Source organism: Buttiauxella noackiae ATCC 51607, assembly GCF_001654865.1.
Lineage (GTDB): Bacteria > Pseudomonadota > Gammaproteobacteria > Enterobacterales > Enterobacteriaceae > Buttiauxella > Buttiauxella noackiae.
In genome coordinates this window covers 230,455-257,110 of the sequence record NZ_LXEO01000049.1, presented here as the reverse complement: position 1 = coordinate 257,110, position 26,656 = coordinate 230,455, and the positions used below count along the sequence as shown (strand labels likewise).

General features: G+C 47.9%; 27 protein-coding genes and 1 pseudogene. 18 read left to right on the top strand and 10 right to left on the bottom strand.

Annotation, left to right across the window (positions count from 1 at the left end; translation table 11 throughout):
* Together M979_RS23635 and M979_RS16915 are read left to right on the top strand one after the other, a co-directional pair.
* Positions 1–287 (top strand): annotated as a pseudogene (locus M979_RS23635) (hypothetical protein); the annotation flags it as partial.
* Positions 288–695: 408 nt separating this feature from the next.
* Complete coding sequence (locus M979_RS16915) at positions 696–1,940, top strand: MFS transporter (protein ID WP_064555736.1); 1,245 nt, start codon at positions 696–698, stop codon at positions 1,938–1,940.
* Here the strand turns inward: M979_RS16915 and M979_RS16910 are convergent.
* A complete protein-coding gene (locus tag M979_RS16910; RefSeq protein ID WP_064555733.1) occupies positions 1,937–2,791 on the bottom strand; it encodes a helix-turn-helix domain-containing protein in 855 nt (284 codons plus the stop codon). The two genes, M979_RS16915 and M979_RS16910, sit on opposite strands and share 4 nt — an antisense overlap.
* Positions 2,792–2,868: 77 nt before the next feature.
* Entirely contained in the window at positions 2,869–3,528 is a 660-nt protein-coding gene (locus tag M979_RS16905) for a LuxR C-terminal-related transcriptional regulator (RefSeq protein WP_034460551.1), read from the bottom strand.
* A 404-nt stretch (positions 3,529–3,932) separates the two neighbouring features.
* On the opposite strand from M979_RS16905, the gene M979_RS16900 reads away from it, so the two are divergent.
* Genes M979_RS16900 through M979_RS22660 form a run of 5 tightly spaced genes read left to right on the top strand, consistent with a single transcriptional unit; the run spans position 3,933 to position 9,044 of the window.
* The gene (locus M979_RS16900) at positions 3,933–4,508 is read left to right on the top strand and encodes a fimbrial protein (RefSeq protein WP_064555731.1); all 576 of its coding nucleotides are present in this window, start codon (positions 3,933–3,935) and stop codon (positions 4,506–4,508) included.
* 54 nt (positions 4,509–4,562) lie between these two features.
* Complete coding sequence (locus M979_RS16895) at positions 4,563–5,270, top strand: fimbrial biogenesis chaperone (RefSeq protein WP_034460549.1); 708 nt, start codon at positions 4,563–4,565, stop codon at positions 5,268–5,270.
* A 15-nt stretch (positions 5,271–5,285) separates the two neighbouring features.
* Complete coding sequence (locus M979_RS16890) at positions 5,286–7,739, top strand: fimbria/pilus outer membrane usher protein (RefSeq protein ID WP_064555730.1); 2,454 nt, start codon at positions 5,286–5,288, stop codon at positions 7,737–7,739.
* On the top strand, positions 7,730–8,683 hold the full coding sequence (locus M979_RS16885; protein WP_064555728.1) for a fimbrial protein: 954 nt from the start codon (positions 7,730–7,732) through the stop codon (positions 8,681–8,683). The genes M979_RS16890 and M979_RS16885 overlap by 10 nt, the downstream gene beginning before the upstream one ends.
* 16 nt (positions 8,684–8,699) lie before the next feature.
* A complete protein-coding gene (locus M979_RS22660) occupies positions 8,700–9,044 on the top strand; it encodes a hypothetical protein (protein WP_074388677.1) in 345 nt (114 codons plus the stop codon).
* Positions 9,045–9,094: 50 nt separating this feature from the next.
* On the opposite strand, the gene M979_RS16880 is transcribed toward M979_RS22660, so the two are convergent.
* Together M979_RS16880 and M979_RS16875 are read right to left on the bottom strand one after the other, a co-directional pair.
* Positions 9,095–10,486 (bottom strand): M24 family metallopeptidase, encoded by a 1,392-nt coding sequence (locus M979_RS16880; RefSeq protein ID WP_064555726.1) that lies wholly within the window; start codon positions 10,484–10,486, stop codon positions 9,095–9,097.
* A gap of 64 nt (positions 10,487–10,550) precedes the next feature.
* Complete coding sequence (locus M979_RS16875; RefSeq protein WP_034460545.1) at positions 10,551–11,600, bottom strand: AI-2E family transporter; 1,050 nt, start codon at positions 11,598–11,600, stop codon at positions 10,551–10,553.
* 143 nt (positions 11,601–11,743) lie between these two features.
* Here M979_RS16875 and M979_RS16870 point away from each other — a divergent pair, with 143 nt between their 5' ends.
* Positions 11,744–12,970, top strand: a complete 1,227-nt coding sequence (locus M979_RS16870; RefSeq protein ID WP_064555724.1) for an MFS transporter — start codon at positions 11,744–11,746, stop codon at positions 12,968–12,970.
* On the opposite strand, the gene M979_RS16865 is transcribed toward M979_RS16870, so the two are convergent.
* Together M979_RS16865 and M979_RS16860 are read right to left on the bottom strand one after the other, a co-directional pair.
* A complete protein-coding gene (locus M979_RS16865) occupies positions 12,971–13,525 on the bottom strand; it encodes a DcrB family lipoprotein (RefSeq protein ID WP_034460543.1) in 555 nt (184 codons plus the stop codon).
* Between the two features lie 71 nt (positions 13,526–13,596).
* Positions 13,597–14,262: a 7-cyano-7-deazaguanine/7-aminomethyl-7-deazaguanine transporter gene (locus M979_RS16860; protein ID WP_064555723.1), complete on the bottom strand. Its 666-nt coding sequence runs from the start codon at positions 14,260–14,262 to the stop codon at positions 13,597–13,599.
* A gap of 175 nt (positions 14,263–14,437) precedes the next feature.
* On the opposite strand from M979_RS16860, the gene tusA reads away from it, so the two are divergent.
* From tusA to M979_RS16830, 6 genes are all read left to right on the top strand, one after another.
* A complete protein-coding gene (gene tusA / locus M979_RS16855; RefSeq protein ID WP_034460541.1) occupies positions 14,438–14,680 on the top strand; it encodes a sulfurtransferase TusA in 243 nt (80 codons plus the stop codon).
* Positions 14,681–14,881: 201 nt separating this feature from the next.
* Positions 14,882–15,865, top strand: a complete 984-nt coding sequence (locus tag M979_RS16850) for a TRAP transporter substrate-binding protein (protein WP_064555721.1) — start codon at positions 14,882–14,884, stop codon at positions 15,863–15,865.
* A gap of 34 nt (positions 15,866–15,899) precedes the next feature.
* Positions 15,900–16,409 (top strand): TRAP transporter small permease, encoded by a 510-nt coding sequence (locus M979_RS16845; RefSeq protein ID WP_034460537.1) that lies wholly within the window; start codon positions 15,900–15,902, stop codon positions 16,407–16,409.
* 14 nt (positions 16,410–16,423) lie between these two features.
* Entirely contained in the window at positions 16,424–17,710 is a 1,287-nt protein-coding gene (locus tag M979_RS16840) for a TRAP transporter large permease (RefSeq protein WP_064555720.1), read from the top strand.
* A gap of 113 nt (positions 17,711–17,823) precedes the next feature.
* Positions 17,824–18,138 carry a type II toxin-antitoxin system HigB family toxin gene (locus tag M979_RS16835; RefSeq protein WP_064555719.1) on the top strand — a complete coding sequence of 105 codons (315 nt, stop codon included), beginning with the start codon at positions 17,824–17,826 and terminating at the stop codon, positions 18,136–18,138.
* Complete coding sequence (locus tag M979_RS16830; RefSeq protein ID WP_064555717.1) at positions 18,135–18,551, top strand: helix-turn-helix domain-containing protein; 417 nt, start codon at positions 18,135–18,137, stop codon at positions 18,549–18,551. The genes M979_RS16835 and M979_RS16830 overlap by 4 nt, the downstream gene beginning before the upstream one ends.
* 114 nt (positions 18,552–18,665) lie before the next feature.
* On the opposite strand, the gene zntA is transcribed toward M979_RS16830, so the two are convergent.
* Together zntA and M979_RS16820 are read right to left on the bottom strand one after the other, a co-directional pair.
* Positions 18,666–20,873, bottom strand: coding sequence for a Zn(II)/Cd(II)/Pb(II) translocating P-type ATPase ZntA (gene zntA / locus M979_RS16825; protein ID WP_064555716.1), 2,208 nt, complete (start codon positions 20,871–20,873; stop codon positions 18,666–18,668).
* A 107-nt stretch (positions 20,874–20,980) separates the two neighbouring features.
* The gene (locus M979_RS16820) at positions 20,981–21,607 is read right to left on the bottom strand and encodes a lysoplasmalogenase (protein ID WP_034460531.1); all 627 of its coding nucleotides are present in this window, start codon (positions 21,605–21,607) and stop codon (positions 20,981–20,983) included.
* Positions 21,608–21,782: 175 nt separating this feature from the next.
* Between M979_RS16820 and M979_RS16815 the strand changes: the two genes are divergently transcribed.
* Positions 21,783–22,139 carry a DUF2500 domain-containing protein gene (locus M979_RS16815; protein WP_064555715.1) on the top strand — a complete coding sequence of 119 codons (357 nt, stop codon included), beginning with the start codon at positions 21,783–21,785 and terminating at the stop codon, positions 22,137–22,139.
* Positions 22,140–22,141: 2 nt separating this feature from the next.
* Here the strand turns inward: M979_RS16815 and M979_RS16810 are convergent, their stop codons facing one another.
* Complete coding sequence (locus M979_RS16810; RefSeq protein ID WP_034460527.1) at positions 22,142–22,411, bottom strand: DUF1145 family protein; 270 nt, start codon at positions 22,409–22,411, stop codon at positions 22,142–22,144.
* On the bottom strand, positions 22,411–22,998 hold the full coding sequence (rsmD, locus tag M979_RS16805) for a 16S rRNA (guanine(966)-N(2))-methyltransferase (RefSeq protein ID WP_064555713.1): 588 nt from the start codon (positions 22,996–22,998) through the stop codon (positions 22,411–22,413). Before rsmD ends, M979_RS16810 begins: the two co-directional genes overlap by 1 nt.
* Positions 22,999–23,158: 160 nt before the next feature.
* On the opposite strand from rsmD, the gene ftsY reads away from it, so the two are divergent.
* Genes ftsY through ftsX form a run of 3 tightly spaced genes read left to right on the top strand, consistent with a single transcriptional unit; the run spans position 23,159 to position 26,527 of the window.
* Positions 23,159–24,808 (top strand): signal recognition particle-docking protein FtsY, encoded by a 1,650-nt coding sequence (gene ftsY / locus M979_RS16800; RefSeq protein ID WP_064555711.1) that lies wholly within the window; start codon positions 23,159–23,161, stop codon positions 24,806–24,808.
* 2 nt (positions 24,809–24,810) lie between these two features.
* Positions 24,811–25,479: a cell division ATP-binding protein FtsE gene (ftsE, locus tag M979_RS16795; RefSeq protein ID WP_034460521.1), complete on the top strand. Its 669-nt coding sequence runs from the start codon at positions 24,811–24,813 to the stop codon at positions 25,477–25,479.
* Positions 25,472–26,527, top strand: coding sequence for a permease-like cell division protein FtsX (ftsX, locus tag M979_RS16790; protein WP_034460744.1), 1,056 nt, complete (start codon positions 25,472–25,474; stop codon positions 26,525–26,527). The genes ftsE and ftsX overlap by 8 nt, the downstream gene beginning before the upstream one ends.
* Positions 26,528–26,656: the final 129 nt, after the last annotated feature.

Here is a 26,656-nt window from a genome sequence, read left to right as displayed (position 1 = left end):
TATCACGCACCCCAACTTCCGATCGCCGACAGTATGAACAATACAACAGGGTAATCTACGATAACCTGTCCAAAACCTATATCGGTATGGCTGATAGCCCAAGCATTGTATGGGGCTCGGCACGCGACAATGGCCAGACAGAGGATACTTATCGTTTGGCCCTGGGCTCACACGTCTATATTTGCGGGAAATTAGAAAAACTGCCGGATGAAACCGCGAACACCCTGTATGGAGAAGCGGACGACGAAAAACCGAGTGACGGGACCAATGCAATCTACGGTCAATAGCATTTGGCCGTAGTATTCTTTTCTTCAGATACCGTTCTTAGGTTCCTTTCTTAACTGCTGGTTTGACAATGTCATGCCAGCAGTTACATACCTCAGTCGTTCCCCGACAGCTTAAAATCACACGCTGATTTTATTTATTTCAGTCGTAACGTATTGCCTGGTGAGATCTGTATTTCATTGATGTCACTTAGCTTCCCGGAACCCTTTACCTTAAACTTACTGATAAATAACCTTTCTGGCTATGAGTTCGCCATGAACCGTTGGTACATAGCAAAGATCTTGTAGGTGGTGTTAGTAAGGGGGAAGTAAGGCATTACATATACCCATCATCCTTCTAGTTGTTGATGCGCTTGCCGCCTTATCACATCATAGTGAATATTAAGCCGCAAAATAGTTCGGGGAAAATTAGTGAGCACAGGTACGGCAGCGATATCTTCTAAGCGGGCATTTTACTATGCGCCGTTCCGCAATTTGTTTTTTGCTCGCCTCTTGACCGTGCTGGGCAATGGAATCGCACCGATTGCCCTGGCGTTTGCCGTGCTCGACATGGGGGGATCAGCCGCTGATTTGGGTATTGTTATTGCTGCGCGCTCTATCTTTAACGTCGCTTTCTTACTGATTGGTGGCGTACTTGCCGATCGTTATTCCCGAAGCCGTGTACTGCTGTACTCATCGGTTATCGCTGCAATCTCACAGGGTATTGTTGCCGTCCTTGTTCTGGATGGCTCAGCAACCATTATGTTGTTGGTGATACTAGGCGCAGTAAACGGAGCCGCAGCGGGGGCTTCATTACCTGCTTCACAAGCCATGGTCCCACAAACTGTCCCGGTGCACTCCTTGCGGGAAGCGAATGCTTTTATCCAGTTGGGTATTTATGGTGGGACGGTCATTGGCGCATCGCTGGGTGGTGTTCTCATAAGCGTAATGGGGCCTGGTTGGGGATTAGCAATTGATGCTTTAGGGTTTGCGGCATCAGCACCGCTGTATTTAATGATTCGAACTAATGCGGCGCAGTCTCAGGGCGCTGAATCCAATATCTTGCAGGATTTAAAGGATGGTTGGGCTGAGTTTATTTCACGCTCATGGGTATGGGCTATTGTGGTGCAATTTACCATCGTGAACGCCGCTTTTAGTGGGATGATGATGGTGCTGGGTCCGGTAGTCGCAGATGCAACATTTGGCCGAACAGGTTGGGGAATGGCGATAGCCGCGCAGAGTACGGGTTTGATTGTCGGCTCTGTTATTGCGCTTCGCTGGCGGCCGCGTCGGGATTTATTAATCGGTACAATTTTAACGGCATTTTGCGCAGGACCACTTGTTATCCTTGCTCTGATTCCGTCAACTTCAATTTTGATGGCAGCATTTTTTATCGCAGGTGTTGGTTTCGGGTTGTTTGGTGTGGCCTGGGCGCACTCGTTACAAACTCATATCCCCCCTGAAAAACTTGCCCGTGTTTATGCCTATGATGCATTGGGCTCATTTGTGGCGATTCCGATTGGCGAAATCGCCGCAGGGCCTCTTGCGATGCACTACGGCAACACAAATGTTTTACTGGCGTGTGCGGCTGCGGTTCTTGTTGCAACCTTTGCAGCCAGTTTCACACCCTCGATTAGAAAACTCGATAATACAACGCAGATCAGACAACACGGCTAGTTCTTATTCGGCACCGCTTCGACAGGAATGTAGTATTCACAATCCAGAGCATTTTCTGACCTGGCATAGCCGTTATAAGTAAAAACTTCAATATCAGGTGCGGTTCTGCGTTTTAACCTGTGTTTAGGAAAAATGCTGAGATAAATATGTTTTGAATACTTTGAATATTCTTCTTTATTGCACCTGAATGAGAATCTGGCATATACCCCCGAAGGGTAGGCATGATCACCCGGTTTTTTATTTACCTCTTTTTTATGTATGCCAATAATAGAGCTTAGTTTTATTCGCATTGAGTGTTTCTTATGTGCATTATATTCTGATATAGACCAAATATTTTGTTTCTGACTATTCAAATGGTTAATGATGGTATTCCAGCGGGACTCTAAAATATCTTTATTGGTGGGGATAGCTATTTCTTGATGAGACATATGGCCGGAAACATATCCTTCGGGCAATGTGCATATCTGAAAACTGCCTACGTCGACGCGGTTAAAGTTAAATTCTGCCAGTAATGGTGAGAAGTCCCAACAGCTACTGCGACGGTACTGAAGTGGTGTTATTCCTGCTGCTTTTTTAAATTCCCGGCAAAAGGACTGTTGCGAGTCGTAGCCAAATTTTGAAGAAATATCAATTACATTCATGCTGGTTAAACGCAGATAGATCGATGCTCGTGTCACTCTACGCTTACGTATGTACAGGCCGAGAGGCATCCTTACATGATGTTTGAAAATAGTCTGGATATGCCTGCGACTGTAACCTGTAAACAGGGATATATCATCAATGTTAATATTCACATCGATATGGTTTTCAATGTAATTTAATACTTCCTGTACTATATTCTTTTTAAGCATGTGGCAATGCATCCTTGAATAAAAAAATCCCTGATCAGATATACATATTGAATTAGTTTAGTCAATCAACCCCGTTATTATTGCGTTGTAGGTAAATTGATGTAATTAACAAGTTGGTTGTTAACCCAATTTACAGCTTGTATCCGATTATTTACTGATATTTTCTTAAATATATTATAAAGATGCGTTCTGACCGTGTTTTCACTGATAAAGAAAGATTGGGCGATACGTGCATTAGATTCACCTTTACATAACTCGTGCAGGATCTCGTACTCTCGTACGGTTAAATTTCCTGATTTTTTATCACCATATGTCTGTTCCGGTGCAATTTGAAGGTAAGCGTTTGCATTATTCTCATGTTTATTTTGCATCATACTTTTTATGGCATTAACCAGACTGCCAGGAGTGGAGTCTTCGGGTAATATGGTGTCGAAACGATGCCAAATTGATTTCTCATAAACCGATAAAGCCCTTGAGCAGTTAAGCAGGCATATCCGTATGCTGGACTGGCTTTCCGCAAGCAGCTTTGGCCAAACTTTGTTGGATTTGCTGCTGGCAGCATCAGTATCGTAAATAAAGATAGATTTCTCAGAAGCATAAAACATCATCGGTTTTTTTACATTGAGCACGACAACCGGGATCTTAATTTCCTGATTCAGACGCTCAAGAAGAAGATGGTTTTGCACTGAGGGTCGGGTGACTAAGAACAGTTTTTGCTCTGCTGCGTAGTTAAGCATTGATCTTCCCTCTTTATAGTTATTTTCTCCAGGACAGTAATTTCACTGTCACCCATTAATTGGGCTAACGATAAGATGTAAGACCTAATGAGATTTAGCTTATTGTGCATAATAATAAATCGGTTTTACCGAATTATTAAGCAGGAGTTATTTGTCTTTAGAATGGGGTTGTTGATATATAAGGGTTTAATTTTCCAAAGTGTTTCTTATAACCAGGAAAAGATAAAAACACATTCCATTGCATAACAAATTTTAAGATTAATATATTAGTAGCAAGCACTAGGCACTATACAAATACGTTAATATCCGTAGTTACTTATATGTTTACTTATTCATAATATATCTGAGGTAAATGCCTCTTGATAGATACAGAATTATTGTATTCCTAACAAAGGGAAAATATTATGAATAAGGTATCAATTCTTGCTTTATTGACATGTGTTAGTTTCTCTCCTGTAGCAATGGCTCTTGAAGGCAATGGATCAGGAATAAAAGAATGGGCCAATGTGGTTCATTTCGATGGCCTCGTATTTGAGAGTTCATGCAAGATATCTACCTCTGATAGAGGGAAACAGGTCTCTTTACCACCAGTAAGATTTTCAGAAATACCAACGTCAGAAACAAGAACCAACGCTGTATCATTTAAGTTAACACTTGAAAATTGTGGGTTAATTGCTGAAAAACCTCCGAAGATTGCCATTCAGTTTAATGATAATAATGTGACACAGCAGGGGTACTTGAAGAACTCAAATGAAGCATTGGGTAATGTTGGACTTCTGCTTATGACCAAAGATGGGAAAAAGATTGACGTAGGTGAAAGAAGCTCTCATCTGGCAGATGATGAAGGTGGTCATTATAATAGTAATAAACGCAACTATTCATTCAATGTTGGTTATATAAAAGTGAGCGACCCAGGTGTGAAATCTGGTACATCAGGTCCAGTTACTGCCCAGGTTAATTATCACATAACATATTTTTAAGATAAAAATACCATAGCCATTTATGGCTATGGTATTAATCACATGGAGGTTGCGATGCGATTTTTAATTCTTATATCTTGCATGCTATTAACGCCACGGTCCTATGCCGACAATATTATTGTTAATGGAACTCGTTTTATCTACCCGGCTAATGCTCCAGAAATCACTATCCAAATGACAAACACAGGTAGCGCGCCATCGCTGGCTCAAATCTGGTTGGATGAAGGTGATCCTGATGTACCGCCAGAAAAAATCTCTACGCCATTTATAATATCTCCACCTATTGCTCGCGTTGATGCGAAAAATGGTCAATCAATAAGAATTAAAAAACAGGATTTGAAAAAGATCACGATTAATGACAAAGAGTCGCTATGGTGGCTAAATATTTTGGATGTTCCTGCAATCGATAAGAACGAGTATAAAAAAGATGCTGGCATGCTAAATATGGCGATCCGTTCCCGTTTTAAATTTATATGGCGGCCTGAAGGGCTTGGTAATAGAGCAGATGCAGAAAATAAATTAGAGTTACTTGCTTCAAAAAATAAAATTACGGTTCTTAATTCCTCGCCATTCTTTATTACTATTGTCGATATTAAAACGGCTTCAGGTTCCGGCCTTTTAGAAGAAAGTGAGATGGTCGCCCCCAGGAGCCAAATGGAATTTAAAGTAAAAGAGAACATTTCTCACGGGCAAAATTTAGTTGTTCAAAGTATTAATGATTACGGTGGAGTAGTTGAAACAAAAATCATTACTCATGGATAGTAAGGATATAAAAAGATGGATCTCTATAAGAAAACGACTATCACTCCATTTTTAGTGCTGGCAAATATTTCATTTCTGCCAATGAGTGCAACCGCAGAGGATGATATTCGTTATACATTTAATAATGCCATTCTGATGGGAAATGCTAAGAGTAATGATCTTAGTGCTTTCGATATAAAATCATTGCCACCAGGGAGCTATAGCGTTGATGTTTATGTCAATGAGCATTGGCGCGGTCGTCACGATGTTATTTTTAATAAAACCAAAGAGGGTGACCTGGCAACCTGTCATTCAGCTTATTTTCTCGAGTCTGTCGGGATTAATACAATTCGGATGAATAAACCTCTTGCTGATGAAAAAAATTACTGTGGCACGATTAATAAATGGGACGTTTACGGTAATGCTGTAGAAACCTTTAATGCCGGGTTGTTGGAATTACGGATGAGTGTTCCACAAGCATATCTGGATAATACCGATAGTAACTATGTGCAGCCTGAGCAGTGGCAGCAGGGGATTCCGGCAATTAATCTCGGTTATATGGCTGATTACTACTCGATGCAGCAGCGTGACGATAGTCGTTCCAGTTCGGACAGTGCCTGGCTAGGACTTGATATAAGAGCTTCTGCATCAGGTTGGTTACTTGAGCATTTTGGCAGCCTCGACTGGAACAATGACAGTGGAAACCATTATTCCAGTAACCGGACTACCTTAAAAAAGCCATTGATTGGCTGGAAGTCCATGCTCAGTGCCGGGCAATTTTATACCGATAGCCAGTTGTTTGATGGTTTAAGCATTTTGGGGGCATCCCTTGAATCACAGGATCAAATGCACCCGGATAATACGTTGAGTTGGGCGCCAAATATCAGAGGGATGGCGGAAACGAATGCGCGTGTCACTGTTACACAAGATGGAAGGGTTATTCATCAAACATCTGTACCGGCAGGACCTTTCTCAATTGAGTCTATTTTACCGGCAAATACCGGTGGCGACTTGCTGGTGACAATTCAGGAATCTGACGGACGTATTCGGCGTTTCTCTGTGCCTTATTCATCAGTGCCACAATTGTTAAAACCAGGTGTGAGTCGCTATAACGTTTCGCTTGGAAAAATTGATGAGCAAGATAGCAATGAATCCCCCTTTGCTGCTCAGGCGACGTGGCAGTATGGCCTAAATAACTTTGTATCGCTCTATTCAGGTGCTACAGGATTTGACCATTACCAGTCGGCATTAGTGGGTGCTGGGTTGAATACCTTTTTTGGCGCTTTTGCTCTCGACATTACGCAGTCACGCTTTAATTTCGATAATCAGGAAAACCACGGGCAGGGTTACCGGCTGACCTACAACCGAACCCTACCATTGTCGCAAACCTCATTTTGGCTGGAGGGAAAATTCAATGCGAAAAATTTCTATGGACAGCGTGATGCTTTTGAACAGCAAGACAGTGGTTTGGAATACGCCGTATTACGCGAAAAACAGTCCTGGTCATTAAGCCTGAGTCAGCCTTTTCAGGATGGATGGGGATCATTAAATATCTCTGGTTCGATTAATAAATACTGGGAACAGCAGGATAGTTATCGGCAATATTCTGTGGGCTACAGCAATAACTGGGGCAATTTAAACTGGACGGTTTCAGTACAGCGTTTATGGAATGAAGATGAATATGGTGGAGTAACGAAAGACGATCAGGTTGCGTTAAACTTTAGTTATTCACTCCCGCGCTCAGACTCTGGGTATACGCAGATATATTCAGACAGCTACAGCAGTAATGGTAAAGCCAGCAATACGCGTATGGGCTTCTCAACCTCAGTTGATGAAGAAAATAATATGATGTTAGGCATTAACGCCGCCTACGGCCGTGGTGGAGAGATGGATTGGGGAATGAATGGAACTTATCGTTCACCCTATAGCACTCTTAGCACGACATTAAGCCAGGGCAATAACTGGCATCAGGCAAGTGCGGGTATGAGCGGTTCAATGATTGCGCATAGTAAAGGGGTGACTTTCTCCCCAGAACGAAGCGATACCGTAGCATTGGTTTACGCCGCAGATGCCAAAGGTGCCCGTTTGGATGGTGCGCCAGGAACCCGTTTTGACTCAAATGGTTATGCAGTTATGCCCTGGTTGCGTGCCTGGCGTGTTAACGATGTGGTGATTAACCCAAAAGGCGCGGATGACTCCGTGACTTTTCAGCAAACACAAAGGAAAGTTGTGCCCTTTGAAGGCAGTGTTGCTCACGTTGTTTTTGATACAAAGATAAATAAACAGACCATTATTCATCCTAAGCTTCATAACCAACAGACATTACCTTTTGGCGCAATTATCAAAGATCAGGAAAATAACCATATTGGTTATGTGGGGCAGGGTGGGCTTATTTATATTGATCAAACCCAATCATCTACGGTGAGTGTGCCGTCGGAAACTGGAGTATGCACAGTTGATATTAAAAGCCAGGGGGCAATATGTCGTTAGTTCGTGCAGGAATACCACTGCTGATACTCCTGGTAGTTGGTTTTAATTCCCAGGCTACATGTATTGTTAAATCACAAAAAATGACATTATCACCGGAAGTACTGACCAAGAGAAATAATCCTGCTTTAGGAACAGTATTAAAAAAGAGTTCTTTCGCTGTACAGCTTCCACCGTCTCCGGACTGTGAAAAGATTATTAAATTTAGTGCTGATGTTCCGGGTGGGGTATCGAAAATGAAAACTTCTGGAATTTTTCAAACCAATGCAAAAGGTGTTGGTATGAAAATGACTTTAGTAACGTCAAGTGGGCGTGAAATATTATGGCCTTCTAAATTTTCTGCAAGCATATCTGAATTATCTGGTGCCAAAATAATTATCGAATTAATTAAGGCCGATAACGGAACATTGGTTAGAGGAGGCTCAGGAGATATGCGCTTTGAAATAAATAACCTATTGCAGGGTACACCTCTGATAGATATTTATGTTCCGCCCAATTTTGTTACTGTCCTGAACCGTTCATGCCAAATTTATGGTGAGAGAACTCGCAATATAACGTTACCCAGTGTCGTACTTGACCGGTTTAAATCACCTGGTTCTGTGGCAGGTAAAACCCCTTTTGATATTCATTTATCTTGTGTAGCTGATGATAAAGCACACTCCGCTGTTTTCTTGAAATGGAATGGTCAATTCGGAAAAAAATCGGGTTCTGACGGTGTGTTAAGCAATTTAGTGGTGGGGCGTTCTGCTGCTAAGGGGATCGGAGTGCAAGTGCTTGGTGGTGATCATCAGCCGCTTAATTTTCATGAAATGAAAAAGGTTGAATTGAGAAATACCAAATCCGACAAATACGCCGTTCGATTTTATTCACAGTATTACCAGATTGATGAACAGGTACAACCGGGGAAAATCCACGCCAGCCTGTATTTCAATATTGATTACCAATAAATGAGTGAGACGAAATATGCACGCAACTCTTGTTAGAACCAGAGATCAGATATGGGTATCGCACAATCATCAATTTGGTCATCAAAATCTCACTGCATATGCTGTGTTTGAGAGAGATATTTCCGGGCAAATGACCATAGAACTGGTCATTAATACACAGCGAGGTTCTCAGCGAACCCGGCAGAAAATGTTTGTTTCCTATCAGGCTGGCTGCCCATACCCACTGACGCAACTTTTCTTTACCCTGCAATCAGGTGAATTTGCACAATTACATATTGCCGTCAGAAGCCCGGATGGACATGTAGTTGAATTCCACTGGACACCTGAACTTGTTCATCAGACCCATTGCCCGAGAAACTAAAGATTCAAAACTCCTGCGCGCGGAAGATATCCGGCGCAGGAATATAAGCATTACTGGCAAATCAGCGCCAAATCTTTATTCAGCAAATAGGGCCGCAAATATCCCACGGTGTTAGAGAGCGGCAGCACGTCCTCATGCAAGTGAATATTCAGTACTTCACGGATGTAATTCCGGCGTGCGCTGATGCGTTGCCATAACTCCGGGTAGAGGGTGGCTATTTTCAGACGTAAAGATTCATCGGCAAGCGCAATGGTGTCTTCAATACTGGCACCAGCGTAGCCTTTACGTGATGGGATAATGTCGATTTGCAGTAACATTCCACTGGATAAAGGGATATTTGACGCCGGGTAAATCGGCGAGCATAGCCACTCTTCGTCAGCAACTAAGTGACCAGGGTTAAGGTGCCAGTGGTATTCATTTTTTGGCAGGACCTGCTCAATCAGTTCATATACTTCATGGCCTTTGATACCGACACGCATGTATTCAAGCCAGCTCACGATGGCCTGATAATACGGGATGGCAACCACATCGAGATAATCACTGACTTCATCATGAAGTTCATTCGCCTGGCTGACAACGTATGCTGCACGGCTGGTTAAACCGCCCTTATAACTCACAGTTAATGAAAACTTATCGCCTTTTTGGATCTGTTTATCCGATGGGTACAAGTTGGCATTTTCAAAACGATCGCCTGTAGCAGCAATGGTCACGACGTTATTGGCTTGCCCATCGGCGGCAAGCAGGGCTGCAATCGACTTTTCCGTTTTACCTAATTCAATTGCATTCAGTGCGGTCAGCGCCGCGCCTGAAGCCAGGTTTGCGCCATATTCGTAGTGCGCAATTTCATTGGCGTTATTAGTTGTCCTGGCTCCCATGCGTGGAGAAATAAACAGATCTGTAGCGTTGAGTAATTCATATGCTGGAGTCAGCGCGCTTTGAAGCGCCAGGAAAATGAAGGTAGGGATATCAAACAGAGACTTATTGTTGTCGTTGATGCCAGTGAAAAGCTTCCAGCCCGCTATACCAACACGCTTTTGCCCACGAAGCCCGGCTTGTTGCAACACTTCGCTTAGTGAAAGTGTGGTGTCCATTGGTTGGTTTGGCAGTGAAAACCACGGTGCATGTACCACAGTTGCTGGAATTCTGGAGTGCTGTGCAAGTTTGAGATTTTCATTGCCGAGAACCAGTACCGCCTCACCGCTTTTATGCAGTACCAGCAAGCCCTCTTCAAAACGCGGAATGAAACCGGTCAAATATTCAAAATTCCCACCATGCTCTTTATCGGCATAAACGACGAGCGAATCCAGGTTTTGCTGCGCCATTCCCTGCAAAATTTTGCGCAAACGCTCCTCAATAGTCTGGTTATTTAGCACCACGCTTGGGGTATTCAGGTAAATTGCTGGCTGCTCTATGGCGGCAAGTGTGATTGTTGGCTGCGGCATGGGTGAGTCACTCCTTTTTCTTTTCCCGGGTGAACATTAACTTATCACCCGGGAAATTAAGAACCTATCCCGGCAACCGACTTTTTGGGCGCCCTTGCCCAAGCAGCACCGCAAGTTTTGCGCCTCCCTGAGTGGTTTCCATCAGAATCTTACATACGCTGGTTAGCGGCACTGACAGGAGCATACCCACCGGGCCGAGCAGCCAGCCCCAGAACAGCAATGACAGAAACACCACAAAGGTCGACATCCCGAGGCCGCGCCCCATCATGCGTGGTTCGAGGATATTCCCGAGCAGCATATGCACCGCAAGGAACAGCACGCCAACCAAAATCATTTCATAGGTGCCGTTAAACAAAAACGCCTGAATCATTGGCGGAATAGCGGAAATAACCGAACCGATATTGGGGATGTAATTGAGCAAGAATCCCAACACGCCCCACATCAATGCAAATTGCACGCCCAGCAGTTCGAGGCCAAGCCAGATAATCAGACCGGTCCACAGGCTGATGAGCGTTTTTAGCGCCAGATAATGCGTCACACCTTTGAGTGCGCGGTGCAGGCTGGCGATATGAATTTTCGGGTTGGAAAGGGCGAAGCGCAGTTTGTACGGAACATGGCGCACTTCGAAAAGCATAAATACCACAGTCATCACCAGCAGCAGAATACTGGCCATCGCGCCAGAAAGTCCGGTCATTAACGTGGTGGCGTAAGACATCACTTTCTCAGAGTCCATACGCTGCAACATGCGTTCAGGTGATAATCGCAGGTGCATAAACGGCAGCATCTTTTCGAGCTCAAACACTTTTTGCGTCAGCATCTTGTTGTACTTCGGCAGCATATCGATGAATTCAGACATGGATGCTGCCAGCACCCCGACCACCATCGTCAGTACGACGAGCATCGCAAACACGACCATCGAAATTGCGAGCGGGCGGTTTACTCCTCGACGAATCAGCCAGGTGACCAGCGGATTGAGCACAATGGCAAAAAATAGCGCGAGCAATAGCTGCACGATAATGTCTGCCGCAGCATGAATCCCGGCAAGAATAATCACCAGCGCTGAAAGCTTTATTAAAATATGTAGCCCGGTTTTATCGGGTTCTGGAGAGAGCATGGAAAAATCCTGAAAAGGAGGAATTCTCTAAGTGTAGCGCTTCGTTTATTTCGCACCCGCAGGGCAAGTCTGAAAGTCTGTTGCTGAAATGTGAATCTCGACGTGTATATACTGGGGAACGCTGTTTTAAAAGTGAATGCCCGATGCCTGACCTCACTCCTGCCCCCGCATTAAGCAGTTTCCGACTCAATCTACAGATTGTCTCTGTAGTGATGTTCAACTTTGCAAGCTACATGACCATTGGCCTGCCGCTGGCTGTTTTGCCTGGTTACGTTCATGACGTGATGGGCTATAGCGCGTTTTGGGCCGGGCTTGTGATAAGCCTGCAATATTTCGCCACGTTGCTAAGCCGCCCACATGCCGGGCGCTACGCAGATATTCTTGGCCCTAAAAAAATCGTCATTTTTGGTTTATGCGGCTGCTTCCTGAGTGGGGCGAGTTACATGCTGGCGGCGCTTGGCAGTGCCTGGCCGTTGGTGAGTCTGGTGTTGCTTTGTATAGGACGCGTCATTTTAGGGATTGGGCAAAGTTTTGCCGGAACCGGTTCAACGCTCTGGGGCGTGGGTGTCGTCGGGTCGCTGCATATCGGGCGGGTGATCTCCTGGAATGGCATTGTGACCTATGGCGCGATGGCGATGGGCGCTCCGTTGGGCGTGCTCTTTTATCATCTCGGCGGGCTAAAACTGTTAGCTGGAATTATTATGGCAGTGGCACTGGTGGCTGTGTTGTTGGCACTTCCACGTCCGGCGGTAAAAGCCAATAAAGGCAAACCGCTGCCGTTTCGCGCGGTGCTAGGCCGCGTCTGGCCTTATGGTATGGCGCTCGCTCTCGCATCTGCCGGTTTTGGTGTGATCGCAACTTTCATCACACTGTTTTACGACGCCAAAGGCTGGGACGGTGCTGCTTTTGCGTTAACACTCTTTAGTTGTGCGTTTGTGGGCACTCGCTTACTTTTCCCGAACGGGATTAACCGCTTCGGCGGCCTGAATGTGGCAATGATTTGTTTCTCGGTCGAGATTATCGGTTTGCTGTTTGTTGGGTTTGCCGTTGAGCCGTGGATGGCAAAAGTAGGCACGTTCCTGACTGGAGCTGGCTTCTCTTTAGTGTTCCCGGCGCTGGGCGTGGTGGCGGTGAAAATGGTGCCGCAGCAAAACCAGGGCAGCGCGCTTGCGACCTATACCGTATTTATGGATTTATCGCTGGGTATTACCGGGCCGTTAGCCGGGTTAGTGATGGCTTACTCCGGTGTATCGGTGATTTATCTGGCAGCTGCAGTGCTGGTTTGCATCGCATTGCTGATGGCATGGCAGCTAAAAAAACGGCCCCCGGTTGAGCAACCGGAGGCCGTGTCATCATCACAGCAACAATAGTTATTTGATGGTGATGGTATTAATGATGTTCTCAGCGGCCGTTTGCGCCAGTTGCTGATTATCCGCAGGCAGTGTGATCTGCATGGTTAACAGTTGGTTATCTACTTTACCCAGGATAACAGATGAGTAAGCTGTCTGGCCTTTTGCAGAGATAATACTGTCAAGTTGTTGCAGCGTGTGGCCTTTAATCTCAATGGATTTATTGGTCACGACTTGCAGCTGTGGGTCTCGAGCACGTTGTTGTTCTTCAAGACGTTTTGTCAAAGCTGCCAAATCGTCAGGCGTATTGTCACCGACAATCACAATGACTGCTTTCTGACCCGTAGCATCAGAATATACGTGCATGTTGTTTGCCTGAGTGCCCAATTTACCGCTCTGGTCGGTCATATCGGCGGGCAATGCAAAGCTTATTTTCCCGTCCAGCAGGCTGACCGGCTGACCGGCTGCGCTGCTTTGCGCCGCAGGTGTAGTAGCCGTTTTGCTGTCGTTGTTATCGCAAGCGGCCAGGCCTAATACCAGCAGGCCGATACCGACATATTTTACCAGGTTACCCATGACTTCTTCCTTTACGTTAGCAAGCCTTTGCGGCCTTCTACGCATCTTATCACAAGATAATTCAACCACCGTCAACCCGGCTGTAACGCCGAACTTTCAGACTTATCTGCCAGACGTTTCAACAACATATTCAGCAGCACGCCGTACATCGGCAGGAAGAATATAATGCTGATAAGCACTTTAAAGCAGTAATCTACGATGGCGATTTCGACCCAATGCTGCGCCATAAACGCATCCGGGCTGCGCCAGAAAGCAATAAAGAAGAAGGAGAGCGTGTCGCTGACGTTACCCAGGAACGTTGAAGCCGTTGGCGCAAGCCACCAGTGGCGGCTCTGACGCAGGCGGTTAAACACGTGCACATCCAGAATCTGCCCTAACGCATAAGCCATAAAGCTGGCGGCGGCGATACGGGCGACGAACAGGTTGAAGTGCAGTAACGCGTCAAACCCTTGCCAGGTGCCCATATAAAACAGTGCAGAAATGGCGTACGAAATAATCAGCGCGGGCATCATCACGGCAAAAATAATGCGGCGTGCGAGAGGGGCGCCAAAAATGCGTACCGTCAGGTCAGTTGCGAGGAAAATAAACGGAAAACTAAACGCGCCCCAGGTGGTATGGAAACCAAAAACCGAGACCGGTAATTGCACCAGATAATTGCTGGAGGTGATCACCAGCAAATGGAATAGCGATAGCCAGAACAGCGCTTTAGTGCGCTGAGTAGAATTGAACTGCGTCATTTTGTAGCCTTTTTAGTGGTGGGGTGAGGGAACCCAAAACGCTTTTTTAAGCGGGGGCGATGATACTGCTTTAGCCCTGCTTTGCAATGGTTAATTTTAACGCAATCGTTCACGTGACTTGCACGAGAATCTTCCCGGCGTAAACTATCGCGGTTTGTTAAATGCGAGCTTTCTCATGACCGATCTTTTTTCTAATCCTGACCACACTCTCGATGCCCTGGGCCTGCGCTGCCCCGAACCCGTCATGATGGTGCGTAAAACAGTCCGCAATATGCAGGCTGGCGAAACCCTGCTGGTGATTGCTGATGACCCGGCAACTACCCGCGATATCCCAGGATTTTGCATTTTCATGGAACACGAACTGCTTGCTAAACAAGTGGAATCATTGCCTTATCAGTATCTGTTGCGTAAAGGCTAATAACGCCGCGCAAGCCCTCTGCTCCCCGCTTTGGGCTTCTGAACCCTCTTTGCATCTCTAATGAACCCCAATTTCATTTTTTGTCGCTTTTTGTGAAGTGCTTCACCCACGCTTTTCTCCACGTAGTCTAGTTTTTAATCGACAAATTAAAACATTGTTTTACTTCCTACCTCACATTTCTACCTCTGCTGGAGCGACACAATGAAGAAGACCTTTCTGCCTGCTTTTGCTGGTTTATGTCTGTCTACCGCGTCAGTTCTGTTTGCTCAAACTGCACTCGCACAAGTGATTAAAGCCGCTGACGTTCACCCGGAAGGCTATCCGAACGTGGTCGCAGTGCAGCATATGGGCGAAAAACTTAAGCAAGAAACCAATGGTGATTTAGAGATTAAAGTGTTCCCAAGCGGTGTGCTTGGGGATGAAAAACAGATGATCGAACAGGCGCAAATGGGGGCGATCGATATGATCCGCGTTTCGATGGCGCCGGTTGCTGCGATCCTGCCGGATGTTGAAGTCTTTACCCTGCCGTACGTATTCCGCGATGAAGACCATATGCACAAAGTAATCGACGGCGATTTAGGTAAAGAGATTGGCGACAAGCTGACGAATAACCCGAAATCTCGCCTGGTGTTCCTCGGCTGGATGGACTCTGGCACGCGTAACTTGATTACCAAAAACCCGGTTGTAAAACCTGAAGATCTTAAGGGGATGAAAATCCGCGTTCAGGGTAGCCCGGTCGCACTGGCAACGCTTAAAGACATGGGGGCAAACTCGGTCGCGATGGGCGTGAGCGAAGTGTATAGCGGTATGCAAACTGGTGTTATCGACGGCGCTGAAAACAACCCGCCGACATTTATTGCCCACAACTACATGCCGGTCGCCAAAAACTACACGCTGAGCGGCCACTTCATCACGCCAGAAATGCTGCTTTATTCCAAAGTGAAGTGGGACAAACTTACGCCTGACCAGCAGCAAAAAGTCCTGACTCTGGCGCGTGCAGCGCAAATGGAACAGCGCCAATTATGGAATGCCTATAACACACAGGCACTGGAAAAAATGAAAGCCGGTGGCGTGCAGTTCCATGAAATCGACAAAGCCTGGTTTGTGAAAGCGACTGAGCCAGTCCGTAAAGAATACGGCGATAAACATCAGGACCTGATGAAAGCTATTGCTGATGTTCAGTAACTTTTGCCGCTAACGTTTTCGTGGAGGACATCCTATGTCCCAACGCTATTCAGACTTGATGGATAAAGTTTATTTGCTGGCGATGTTTGTGGCGGGGCTATCTCTGCTGGTGATGACAGTCATTATTCCGATTGGGATTTTCTCGCGCTATGTCCTTAACCGTGGGGAATCCTGGCCGGAACCTGTAGCGATAATCTGCATGGTGACCTTCACGTTCATTGGCGCGGCGGTAAGTTACCGCGCCGGTTCACATATTGCGGTTAACATGCTGACAGATCGTCTGCCGCTTGCGTGGCAGACGTTTTGCGCACGTATCGTCGACCTGCTCATGCTGATCATCTCACTGGTGATGTTCTATTACAGCTTCTACCTGTGTGCAGATCTATGGGAGCAACCTGTTGCCGAATTCCCCGTTCTCACTTCTGGCCAAACCTATCTCCCGCTGCCTGTTGGCGCGATTTTATTGATTCTGTTTGTTGTCGAGCGATTACTGTTTGGCTCTCAAGAGAACCGCCCGGTAGTGCTGCTTGGTAATCACGGTTAAGACCAGGGGATAACATGGACGCATTTATATTATTAGCAACACTCGCGGTGCTGCTTGCAGTGGGTATGCCTGTGGCTTTTGCCGTTGGGCTAAGCGCCATTGTGGGAGCGCTATGGATCGATTTGCCGCTGGAAGCGATCATGATTCAAATCACCAGTGGGGTGAATAAATTTACTCTGCTGGCGATCCCGTTCTTTATCCTGGCCGGGGCGATTATGGCGGAAGGGGGCATTGCCCGTCGTCTGGTCAACTTTGCGTATATTTTCGTTGGGTTTATTCGCGGCGGGTTGTCGCTGGTGAATATCGTGGCGTCCACTTTCTTTGGCGCGATTTCCGGATCGTCTGTGGCGGATACGGCATCTATCGGCAGCGTAATGATCCCGGAAATGGAGAAAAAGGGTTACCCACGTGAATATGCGGCGGCGGTAACGGCGAGTGGATCGGTGCAGGCGATTTTGATCCCGCCGAGCCATAACTCGGTGATTTACTCTCTGGCGGCGGGTGGCACAGTTTCTATTGCTACGCTGTTTATCGCGGGTATTTTGCCAGGGTTGTTGCTGGGTTTCTGCCTGATGGTGATGTGTCTCGGGTTTGCCCATAAGCGCGGTTATCCGAAAGGTGAACGCATTCCCTTCAAACAGGCGTTGAAAATTTTCTTTGATGCGCTTTGGGGCTTAATGACGGTGGTCATTATTCTCGGCGGGATTTTAACCGGGGTCTTTACCGCAACAGAATCGGCGGCAGTGGCCTGCGTGTGGGCGTTCTTCGTGACCATGTTTATCTACCGCGACTACAAGTGGAATGAGCTGCCAAAACTGATGTTCCGCACCGTTAAAACAGTCTCTATTGTGATGATTTTGATTGGTTTTGCCTCAGCGTTTGGCGCTGTCATGACTTACATGCAACTGCCTTCACGCATTACCGAGTTCTTCACTTCGCTATCTGACAACAAGTACGTGATTCTGATGTATCTGAACATCATGCTGCTGCTGATTGGCACGCTAATGGACATGGCACCGATTATCCTGATCCTCACGCCGGTACTGTTGCCGGTGACGAATTCACTGGGTATCGACCCGGTTCACTTTGGCATGATCATGATGGTGAACCTGGGCATCGGTTTGATTACACCACCGGTCGGTTCAGTGCTGTTTGTCGCCAGCGCGGTGAGTAAGCAGAAAATCGAAGTGGTGGTTCGCGCCATGTTGCCGTTCTACGGCGTGTTACTGGTGGTGCTGGCGATGGTGACCTATATTCCGGCAGTTTCATTGTGGTTGCCGCATGCTTTGGGGATGAATTAAAAAGACAAAAGGGCCCTTGTTCCAGTGGAATGAGGGTTAAATAAACATCATTGTTGACTGGTAGACAACAAAGAGATAGTGTGTTGACACGCAGACAACAATAAGCCTGTAAAATGCGCCTTATAACACGAAAGCCATTGAGGGAAGCCGCAGAAAAATATCCAAAGGCTGCGGACGCGCTGGAGGATTTTTGGAAACTTATCGAAAAGGGGGTTTTTGCGACGCCGGAGGATTTACGGAAAGTCATTCCTTCGCTGGATAACCACAAAGATATTGATAGGCATTACGTGATTAACATCTGCCGTAATAGCTATCGCGTGATAGTAAAAATAGATTTTAAACACCAGGTTGTTTACGTAAAGCATGTATTCACTCACAAGGAATATGATGTTTTTAACGCTAAACACAAAAGGGGAAGTAAAAAATGATCGCTGCTGAAATTAATAAAGCCGCCGCTGCACTCTACGCCATTGCGCCGTTTGTGGCGGGTATCCGTAACGACGAACAGCATGTTGCAGCGCTGGCATTCATTGAAGAGTTGATGGATGCAGATGATATTGCCAACCCTCTATTCGATATCGTTGTTGATAAAATTAAAGCCTACGAAGATTCTGCACCTGAATATGCAGAATTTAATGCCCGTTTAGCGGCGCTGCCTGCTGGCCTGGCCGTGCTGCGCACACTTATAGACCAACATAATCTCACTCTTTCCGATTTACCGGAGATTGGTAGCAAGTCTATGGTGTCCCGTGTCCTCAAGGGCGAGCGTAAATTATCGCTGGATCACATTAAGGCTTTGGCAGCCAGATTCGGTATCTCTCCAGGACTGTTTATTGAATAAGGTTTTAAAACTTTATTTCTGATCTGCCACTAAAGAGCATCTCGTTATTTATTAAAAATCGGTCAGGTAATTACCTGACCGTTATCACTTTAGCCTTAGCTTGTTCTTTGCGATTTACCGTTTCCGCAGCAGCCGCAAAGCATTCGCCGTAACCAATGCTGTCGCGCCAGAATCGGCTAATACCGCAAGCCACAGACCGGTTATCCCTAAAAGCGTGGTCACCAGGAAAATCCCCTTCAGACCCAATGCGATTGTGATGTTCTGGCGAATATTGTTATGCGTGGCTCGTGCCAGGCTAATCATACTAGCCAGTTCCGTCAGACGGTTATGCGTGAGAGCTGCATCGGCGGTTTCAAGTGCGACATCCGTGCCACTGCCCATCGCAATACCGATAGTTGCGGCCTTCATTGCGGGAGCGTCGTTGATGCCGTCGCCGACCATCGCTAACGGTGCACGGGCGTTGAGTTCATTCACCGCACTGACTTTATCGGCAGGCAACAGGCTTGCACGATAATCCATTCCTAATTCCTGCGCGATGGCTGCTGCTGCACGTGGGTTATCACCCGTTAGCATCACGCTCTGAACCCCGAGGTTGTGCAGTGCTGCAACTGCCGTTTTTGCATCGCTGCGTAAGGTATCGCGTAAAGCCAGAATGCCAAGTAACTGGCCTTGTTGTAAGAGTGCAACTACCGTCTGGCCTTCGGCTTCAAGATGAGTGATTCGCTGCTGCCAGGCCGTATTAAGCACGGTATTCGCGAGCTTACCCGGTGCGCTTAATAACAACGTTTCGCCATTAAGTGTGGCTTCCACGCCAATACCTGCCAGCGCCCGGTGTGCACTGGTGTCGGGCAATTCCAGATTGCGGTTTTGCGCTTCACGCACAATCGCCTGGGCCAGGGGATGCGACGATCCAAGCTCTACGGCAGCGGCCAGCGCCAGCAGATCGTTTTCGCTAAGTTCGCCATTTACTTCAATGGCTGTCACTTGTGGTTTGCCGGCGGTTAACGTGCCGGTTTTATCAAAAGCGATATGCTGAATTTGCCCGAGGCGTTCGAGTGCTGCGCCGCCTTTAATTAATGCCCCACGGCGAGCCGCCGCCGCAAGCCCTGAAGTGATTGCGGCAGGAGTGGAAATCACCAGCGCGCATGGGCAACCAATCAGTAATAATGCCAGCCCTTTATAGATCCACTCGCCCCAGCTTTGCCCAAACAGCAGCGGAGGAATAACCGCCGCAAGTAGTGCAATCGCCATAATAATTGGCGTGTAAATCCGGCTGAAACGGTCAATAAAGCGCTCAATCGGGGCGCGGCGCTCATCGGCCTCTTCAATTAAACGCAGGATGCGGTCAATTGCGCTGTCACCGGGTTCGGAAATGACTTCGAGCTGCACCAGTCTGTCTACGCTGGTGCTTCCTGCCGGGACTTTTTCATCTTGCTGGCGCTCGACCGGAATGGACTCGCCGGTTAATGCGCTTTCATCAAAGCTGGCAAATGGGGTTAACAAGCGACCATCGGCAGGTAAACGCCCGCCCGCCGCTACTTCTATGACATCGCCCGGGCGTAAATCAGAGAGCGCGATGCTTTCACGTTCACCGTTACGAATACGAGTCGCCACTTCTGGTTTCAGCGCCATCAGCGCGCTCACACCACGGCGTGCGCGATTGGCGGCATAGGATTCCAGACGCTCACCAATTAAGAACAGCAGTAAAACCATCGCGGCTTCGGCGGTCGCCCCGATAAACAGTGCGCCAATAGCGGCCACGCTCATCAACGTTTCGATGGCAAACCAGTTACCGCTGCGCATCAGACGCACCGCCTGACGAGCGATCGGCCACAGGCCAACCAAAGTGGTGACGATAAACGCCATATTGCCAAACGGGTGATTAAACTGCTCAAGACCCCAACTCAGCGCCATCATGGCTATCAGTAAGATGAGCGGTAAATTCTCATGCCATGAAGAGGTTTTTGGTGCCGGAGCTGTGCTGTTACGCAAAGTGTATCCTGCGGCTTTGACCGCTTTTTCAACGTCCTGACGAACGTCTCGTTCGGCGCTGACCAGCAGTTTTTCTGTAGAAAACAAGACCTTTACATGCTGCACATCAGCAACCTGTTTTACGGCGTTTTCAACTTTGCGGGCGCAGGCGGCACAGTCCATACCGTTGATAACCCAGCTATAACGTTCACCGCTTTGAGGGAGCATCTCCGTTTCCGGAGCGACGGTAGCTTCGCTACAGCAATCATTACCCTGGCATGCGTCTGTTTTAATCGGCAATGGGCTAAGTTTTGCCTTCGCAAATTGTGGTGTTTTTGGGGAGTTGAGCATATGCCCTCCTGGGTAATGATAATGTTCTCATTACGCATGTTACTCTCTGGAGTTGACTCCAGAGTCAAGAGGGAAATTTAAGGGGCGGTAACAACCGCCCCTCAAGGTCAAATATATAACGCGCGGACAATCATAAAGTGACCGGCAAAATAGCAGGCCGCGGCGATGGCGCTATCACCTGTGAAGCGGCGGCGGTAATGGCTACCCAGCCACACTATGTTGCCCAATAGCAGCAGCGTTGCGCCAATAAAGCCTGAGAAACTCGGACGTGTTGGTAAGAAGAAATAGAGCTCACCGGCCAGCCATACCATCACCAGCGTCATGCCAATAAATGTCAGAATCGGCCAACGGAAAGTTTCGAGGCGTGTCCAGATTACGGCGGTCAGTAGCGCACCAATTACCAGCAAAATTAGAGGCAAAGGCCAGAAGAAACTGAACGTCATTTGGCTGGCGAAATAGAGGGTATACAGCAGGTGCGACAGGAAAAAGGCCCCGATTGCATACAACATGCGCTGGGTTGGAAGCAGGGTGAGAGCGTCACCGAGCAGCGTTGCCGCAAGCCCCGCGAGGATCAAATAGCCTGTCGCGTTGAACATCGGCGCTTGCCAGGCTAGCAGTAATAACAGCAATAGTGTGACAGGTTTGAAGACCCAGCGTTGCCAGGTTGGGCCACGATAGGAGGCGTCAACGTATAGCCACCCGGAAAAGAATACAGCGATGAAAGACCAGAGCATGGCGGATCCCTTTTCCTACCCCTCATCCTGCAACTCGAATGCTGAAGGGTATTGAATTAAATTTATCGTACTTAAAGCACGACTCTATTGTCAGTCTAGTGGTTAACGTCGATAGATGACAACGCCACGACGTGCAGGGTATTCTTAAAAGTGCCTGACAAATCGAGATAAATCTATGAGTAAAATGCCACTTTTCTTCATTGCTGTTGTTGCTGTCATCATCGTGGCGGCATCGTTCCGCTTTGTGCAGCAGCGTCGTCAGAACGCTGAAAATGATGCGGCACCCGTGATGGAAAGAAGCGTGTTGGTGGCGACAAAACGTGAATCGCCAACCACCGATCGTCGTTCACGACAACGCCAGGTGACACCTGTCGAAGATATCATGCGTTATGAGGTTTGGTTTCGCCCACAAAGTGGCGGGCTGGAGCTAAAAATGCGCGTGACGGCAGAGCAATATCATTCGATGAGTGTGGGAGATAAAGGCATGTTGCAGTACAAGGGGACGCGCTTTGTTGGCTTCATCCCCGAGTGATTTTATTTGCCCTGACGCAGTTTCTTCTGCCAGACCAGCAGTTCAAATACTCCAAAGATAAAAATTTTAATCTGCTGAGCACGGCTGAGTGGCGGGCTGCCTTTCGGTTGAGTCGATTTCAGTAACGCTAACTGCATGCCGTGCATCAACACAGTAAAGATTAGCGCGACGTTAACGAAAATATTCAGCGGGCGCGGGAACGGATGGAAAATATTCAGTAACAAAAATGCCCAGACGCCCAACATTAGCAACCGGCCTATATTAATCAGCATCACTTCGCTCCTTGAACTTCACGACTGTATAAACGATATGCGACCTGGCCTGCGACTTTTTCACGATGCAGCGACCAGTTTGCTGGCACCGCTGGCATTCCGTTTTCAACTTCGCTTTCTACATAAATCAGCGCTTCATCTGCCAGCCAGTGGTTGTTTTCCAGCAGCGCGAGTGTGTCGTCCAGCAACCCCTTACGGAACGGCGGATCAACAAACACAACGGTATGCGGCTCGCCGGGTTGCGCGAGGAAATTGAGTGTGTTGGTGTTCACTACCTTTCCATTGGTCGCTTTTAACGTGACGAGATTTTTTTGCAACTGCTGTGAAACGTTACGATCCATCTCCAGCAATGTGGCACGGCTCGCGTAACGCGACAAGGCTTCAAGTCCCAACGCACCGCTTCCTGCAAAGCAATCCAGCACCGTGGCATCAACCATTGATGGTGCCAGCCAGTTAAACAGGGTTTCACGAACCCGATCCGTGGTAGGACGCAGGCCTGGGCTGTCTGGGACGGGGAGTTTGCGGCCGCGCCATTGGCCTCCAATAATACGGATCTGGCCGGTGCCAGTAGATTGCGGTTTTTTCATGAGACTCACTGCGATGCAATTTCTTGCCGTCTAGTGTAACGGTGTGTGTAAGGCGGGGAAAGTGATAGACTAAGGCATTCATTAGATAATTATTTTCAGTGCCCGTGGCATGCTCAATCGGGCCTGTGCCATGAATTAACAGCGAGGAGTGTGTTCGCAAATGGCGAAAGAGAAAAAACGTGGCTTTTTTTCATGGCTAGGCTTTGGCCAGAAAGAGCAGGCTTCTGAACAAGAACCAGAACAAAAAGTAGCTGAAGAACAACCGGTTGCCGAAGAGGTTGTTGAACAGGTCGTTGAATCTGAACAACCGCAAGCCGCTAAAGAAACTGCCCAGCCAGAAGAGACTAAGCCAGAAGCTCAAACCGAGATTCAGCCAGAGGTTTTGCCTGAAGCTGTGGTGCTTGATAAGCATGAAGAACCTGAAGCCTTCGCTGAAGAGATCGTAGAAGTCACTGAAAAACTCGTCGAAAGCGAAGTGGCTGCGGTTGAACCGGAAATCATTCCAGAACCAGAAATAACCGCGCAAGCGGCGGTTGAACACGAAGAGTTACCGGTTCCTGAAGAGATAGTCACGCCAGAAGCTGTGCAGGTTGAATCGCCAGAAGAGTGGCAGCCTGAGCAAGAACCTGTCCTTGCGGAAACTCCTGTTGAAGCTGTCGTTGAAGTTGAAACGGTTGTTGAGCCCGAAGAACTTGTTGCGCCTGAAGAAATTGCAGTCGCTCCGGTTGAAGACGTAGTCATTGAAGAAGTTGTTGCTGAAGAAGCGCCGGTAGAAGACCTCGTTGAAGACATTCCTGTTGCAGCCGTTATTGTTGAAGACGCTGCGGCAGAACTCGAGCCTGAAGAGACTCAGGCCGAAGAAGTCCAGCACGAACAAGAGCGACCAACCAAAGAAGGTTTCTTTGCTCGCCTTAAACGCAGCCTGATTAAAACCAAGCAGAACCTCGGTTCCGGATTTATCAGTCTGTTCCGCGGCAAGAAAATCGACGATGATCTGTTTGAAGAGCTCGAAGAGCAGTTGCTTATTGCCGACGTTGGTGTTGAAACCACGCGTAAAATCATCACCAATCTGACAGAAGGCGCAAGCCGCAAAGAACTGCGTGACGCCGAAGCGTTGTACGGTCTGCTGAAAGAAGAGATGGGCGAAATTCTGGCGAAAGTCGATGAGCCGCTAAAAGTGGAAGGCAAAACGCCATTCGTTATTCTCATGGTTGGTGTTAATGGCGTGGGTAAAACCACTACCATCGGCAAACTGGCTCGTCAGTTCCAGCAGGAAGGCAAATCTGTGATGCTGGCGGCGGGTGATACCTTCCGTGCCGCTGCGGTAGAACAACTGCAGGTGTGGGGCGAGCGTAACAATATTCCTGTTATTGCTCAGCACACGGGCGCTGATTCTGCCTCAGTGATTTTCGATGCCATTCAGGCCGCGAAAGCACGTAATGTCGACGTACTTCTGGCTGATACTGCCGGGCGTCTGCAGAACAAAGCGCACCTGATGGAAGAGCTGAAGAAAATCGTCCGCGTAATGAAAAAACTGGACGAAGACGCACCGCATGAGGTTATGCTCACCCTCGATGCCAGCACCGGGCAGAATGCGATTAGCCAGGCTAAATTGTTCCATGAAGCCGTTGGATTGACAGGCATTACGCTTACCAAACTCGATGGTACAGCCAAAGGCGGCGTGATTTTCTCCGTTGCCGATCAGTTTGGTATTCCGATTCGCTATATTGGCGTCGGCGAGCGTATTGAGGACTTGCGTCCGTTTAATGCGGGCGATTTTATTGAGGCACTTTTTGCCCGAGAGGATTAACCATGATTCGCTTTGAACACGTTAGTAAGGCCTATCTCGGTGGGAGACAAGCGTTGCAGGGAGTGACTTTCCATATGCAACCTGGCGAGATGGCTTTTCTGACCGGCCACTCAGGCGCGGGGAAAAGTACCCTGCTCAAGCTTATCTGCGGTATTGAGCGGCCAAGCGCCGGGAAAATTGCTTTTGGCGGCCATGATATTAGCCGCCTTAAGAGCCGCGAAGTGCCGTTCCTGCGTCGCCAGATTGGTATGATCTTCCAGGATCACCATCTGTTGATGGATAGAACCGTATATGACAACGTGGCAATCCCGCTGATCATCGCAGGTGCCAGCGGTGAAGATATTCGCCGTCGCGTTAGTGCGGCACTGGATAAAGTCGGCCTGCTCGATAAAGCGAAGAATTTCCCGATCCAACTCTCTGGTGGTGAACAGCAGCGCGTGGGTATTGCCCGCGCTGTTGTGAACAAGCCCGCTGTATTGCTGGCGGATGAACCAACCGGTAACCTCGATGATGCGCTCTCGGAAGGGATTTTGCGTCTGTTCGAAGAGTTTAACCGGGTGGGGGTAACTGTTTTGATGGCGACGCACGACATGGGGCTGATATCTCGCCGTAATTATCGCATGTTGACGTTAAGTGACGGCCATTTGCATGGAGGCCTGGCAGGTGAATAAACGCAGCGCGCTCAATCACATAAAGCGCTTCAGCAACAAGCTGGATAAAATCAACTCGCTCAATAAGCTAGGGGATTTAGGTCGCTCGGTGAAAAAACGTGGCAAAGGGCCTCAGTCGAAAAGCAAATCTCTAAAAGGTGGCGTGAACGAACAGTTCCGTTACGCCTGGCAGGGCGCTTTACAAGACCTGCGCAGCAAGCCACTAGCCACTTTCCTGACGGTGATGGTTATCGCCATCTCCCTGACGCTGCCTAGCGTGTGCTACATGGTTTACAAGAACGTGAATCAGGCCGCCACGCAGTATTATCCTTCTCCGCAAATCACGGTTTACCTCGATAAAGCGCTGGATGATAACGCCGCACAGCAAGTCGTTGGCGCGATTCAGGCGGAAGAGGGCGTCGATAAAGTTAACTATCTTTCGCGTGACGAAGCCTTAGGCGAGTTCCGCAACTGGTCGGGCTTTGGTGGCGCGTTGGATATGCTGGAAGAAAACCCGCTTCCTGCCGTTGCGGTGGTGAACCCGAAACTTGATTTCCAGACTACAGACCACCTAAATACCTTACGTGACCGCGTAGCCCGTATTAACGGTGTTGATGAAGTGCGTATGGATGATAGCTGGTTTGCGCGCCTGGCTTCGTTGACTGGCCTTGTAGGTCGTGTTGCTGCAATGATTGGTGTGCTGATGGTCGCTGCGGTGTTCCTGGTGATTGGTAACAGCGTGCGTCTGAGCATCTTTGCTCGCCGCGATACCATCAACGTGCAAAAACTGATTGGTGCAACGGATGGATTTATCCTGCGTCCATTTTTGTACGGCGGCGCATTGTTAGGGTTCAGCGGGGCATTTTTGTCGCTGATCCTCACCGAAATTCTGGTATGGCGGTTATCTTCTGCGGTGACAGAAGTGGCGCAAGTGTTTGGAACTAAGTTCGATCTTACGGGTTTAGGCTTCGATGAATGCCTGCTGCTGCTGCTGGTTGCCTCCATGAGTGGATGGTTGGCAGCATGGATCGCAACGGTACAACATTTACGTCGTTTTACCCCAGAGTAAAAATTTTTTGGTATACTTGTTCCCTGCTACGAAGTACCCGTCAGCAGGGGACACGCTCCCACCCCGGTATGTGTTTCTCCTGCCCAGTTTCATAGCTCTGTCACATTTTGTGTGTAATATATGCACAGC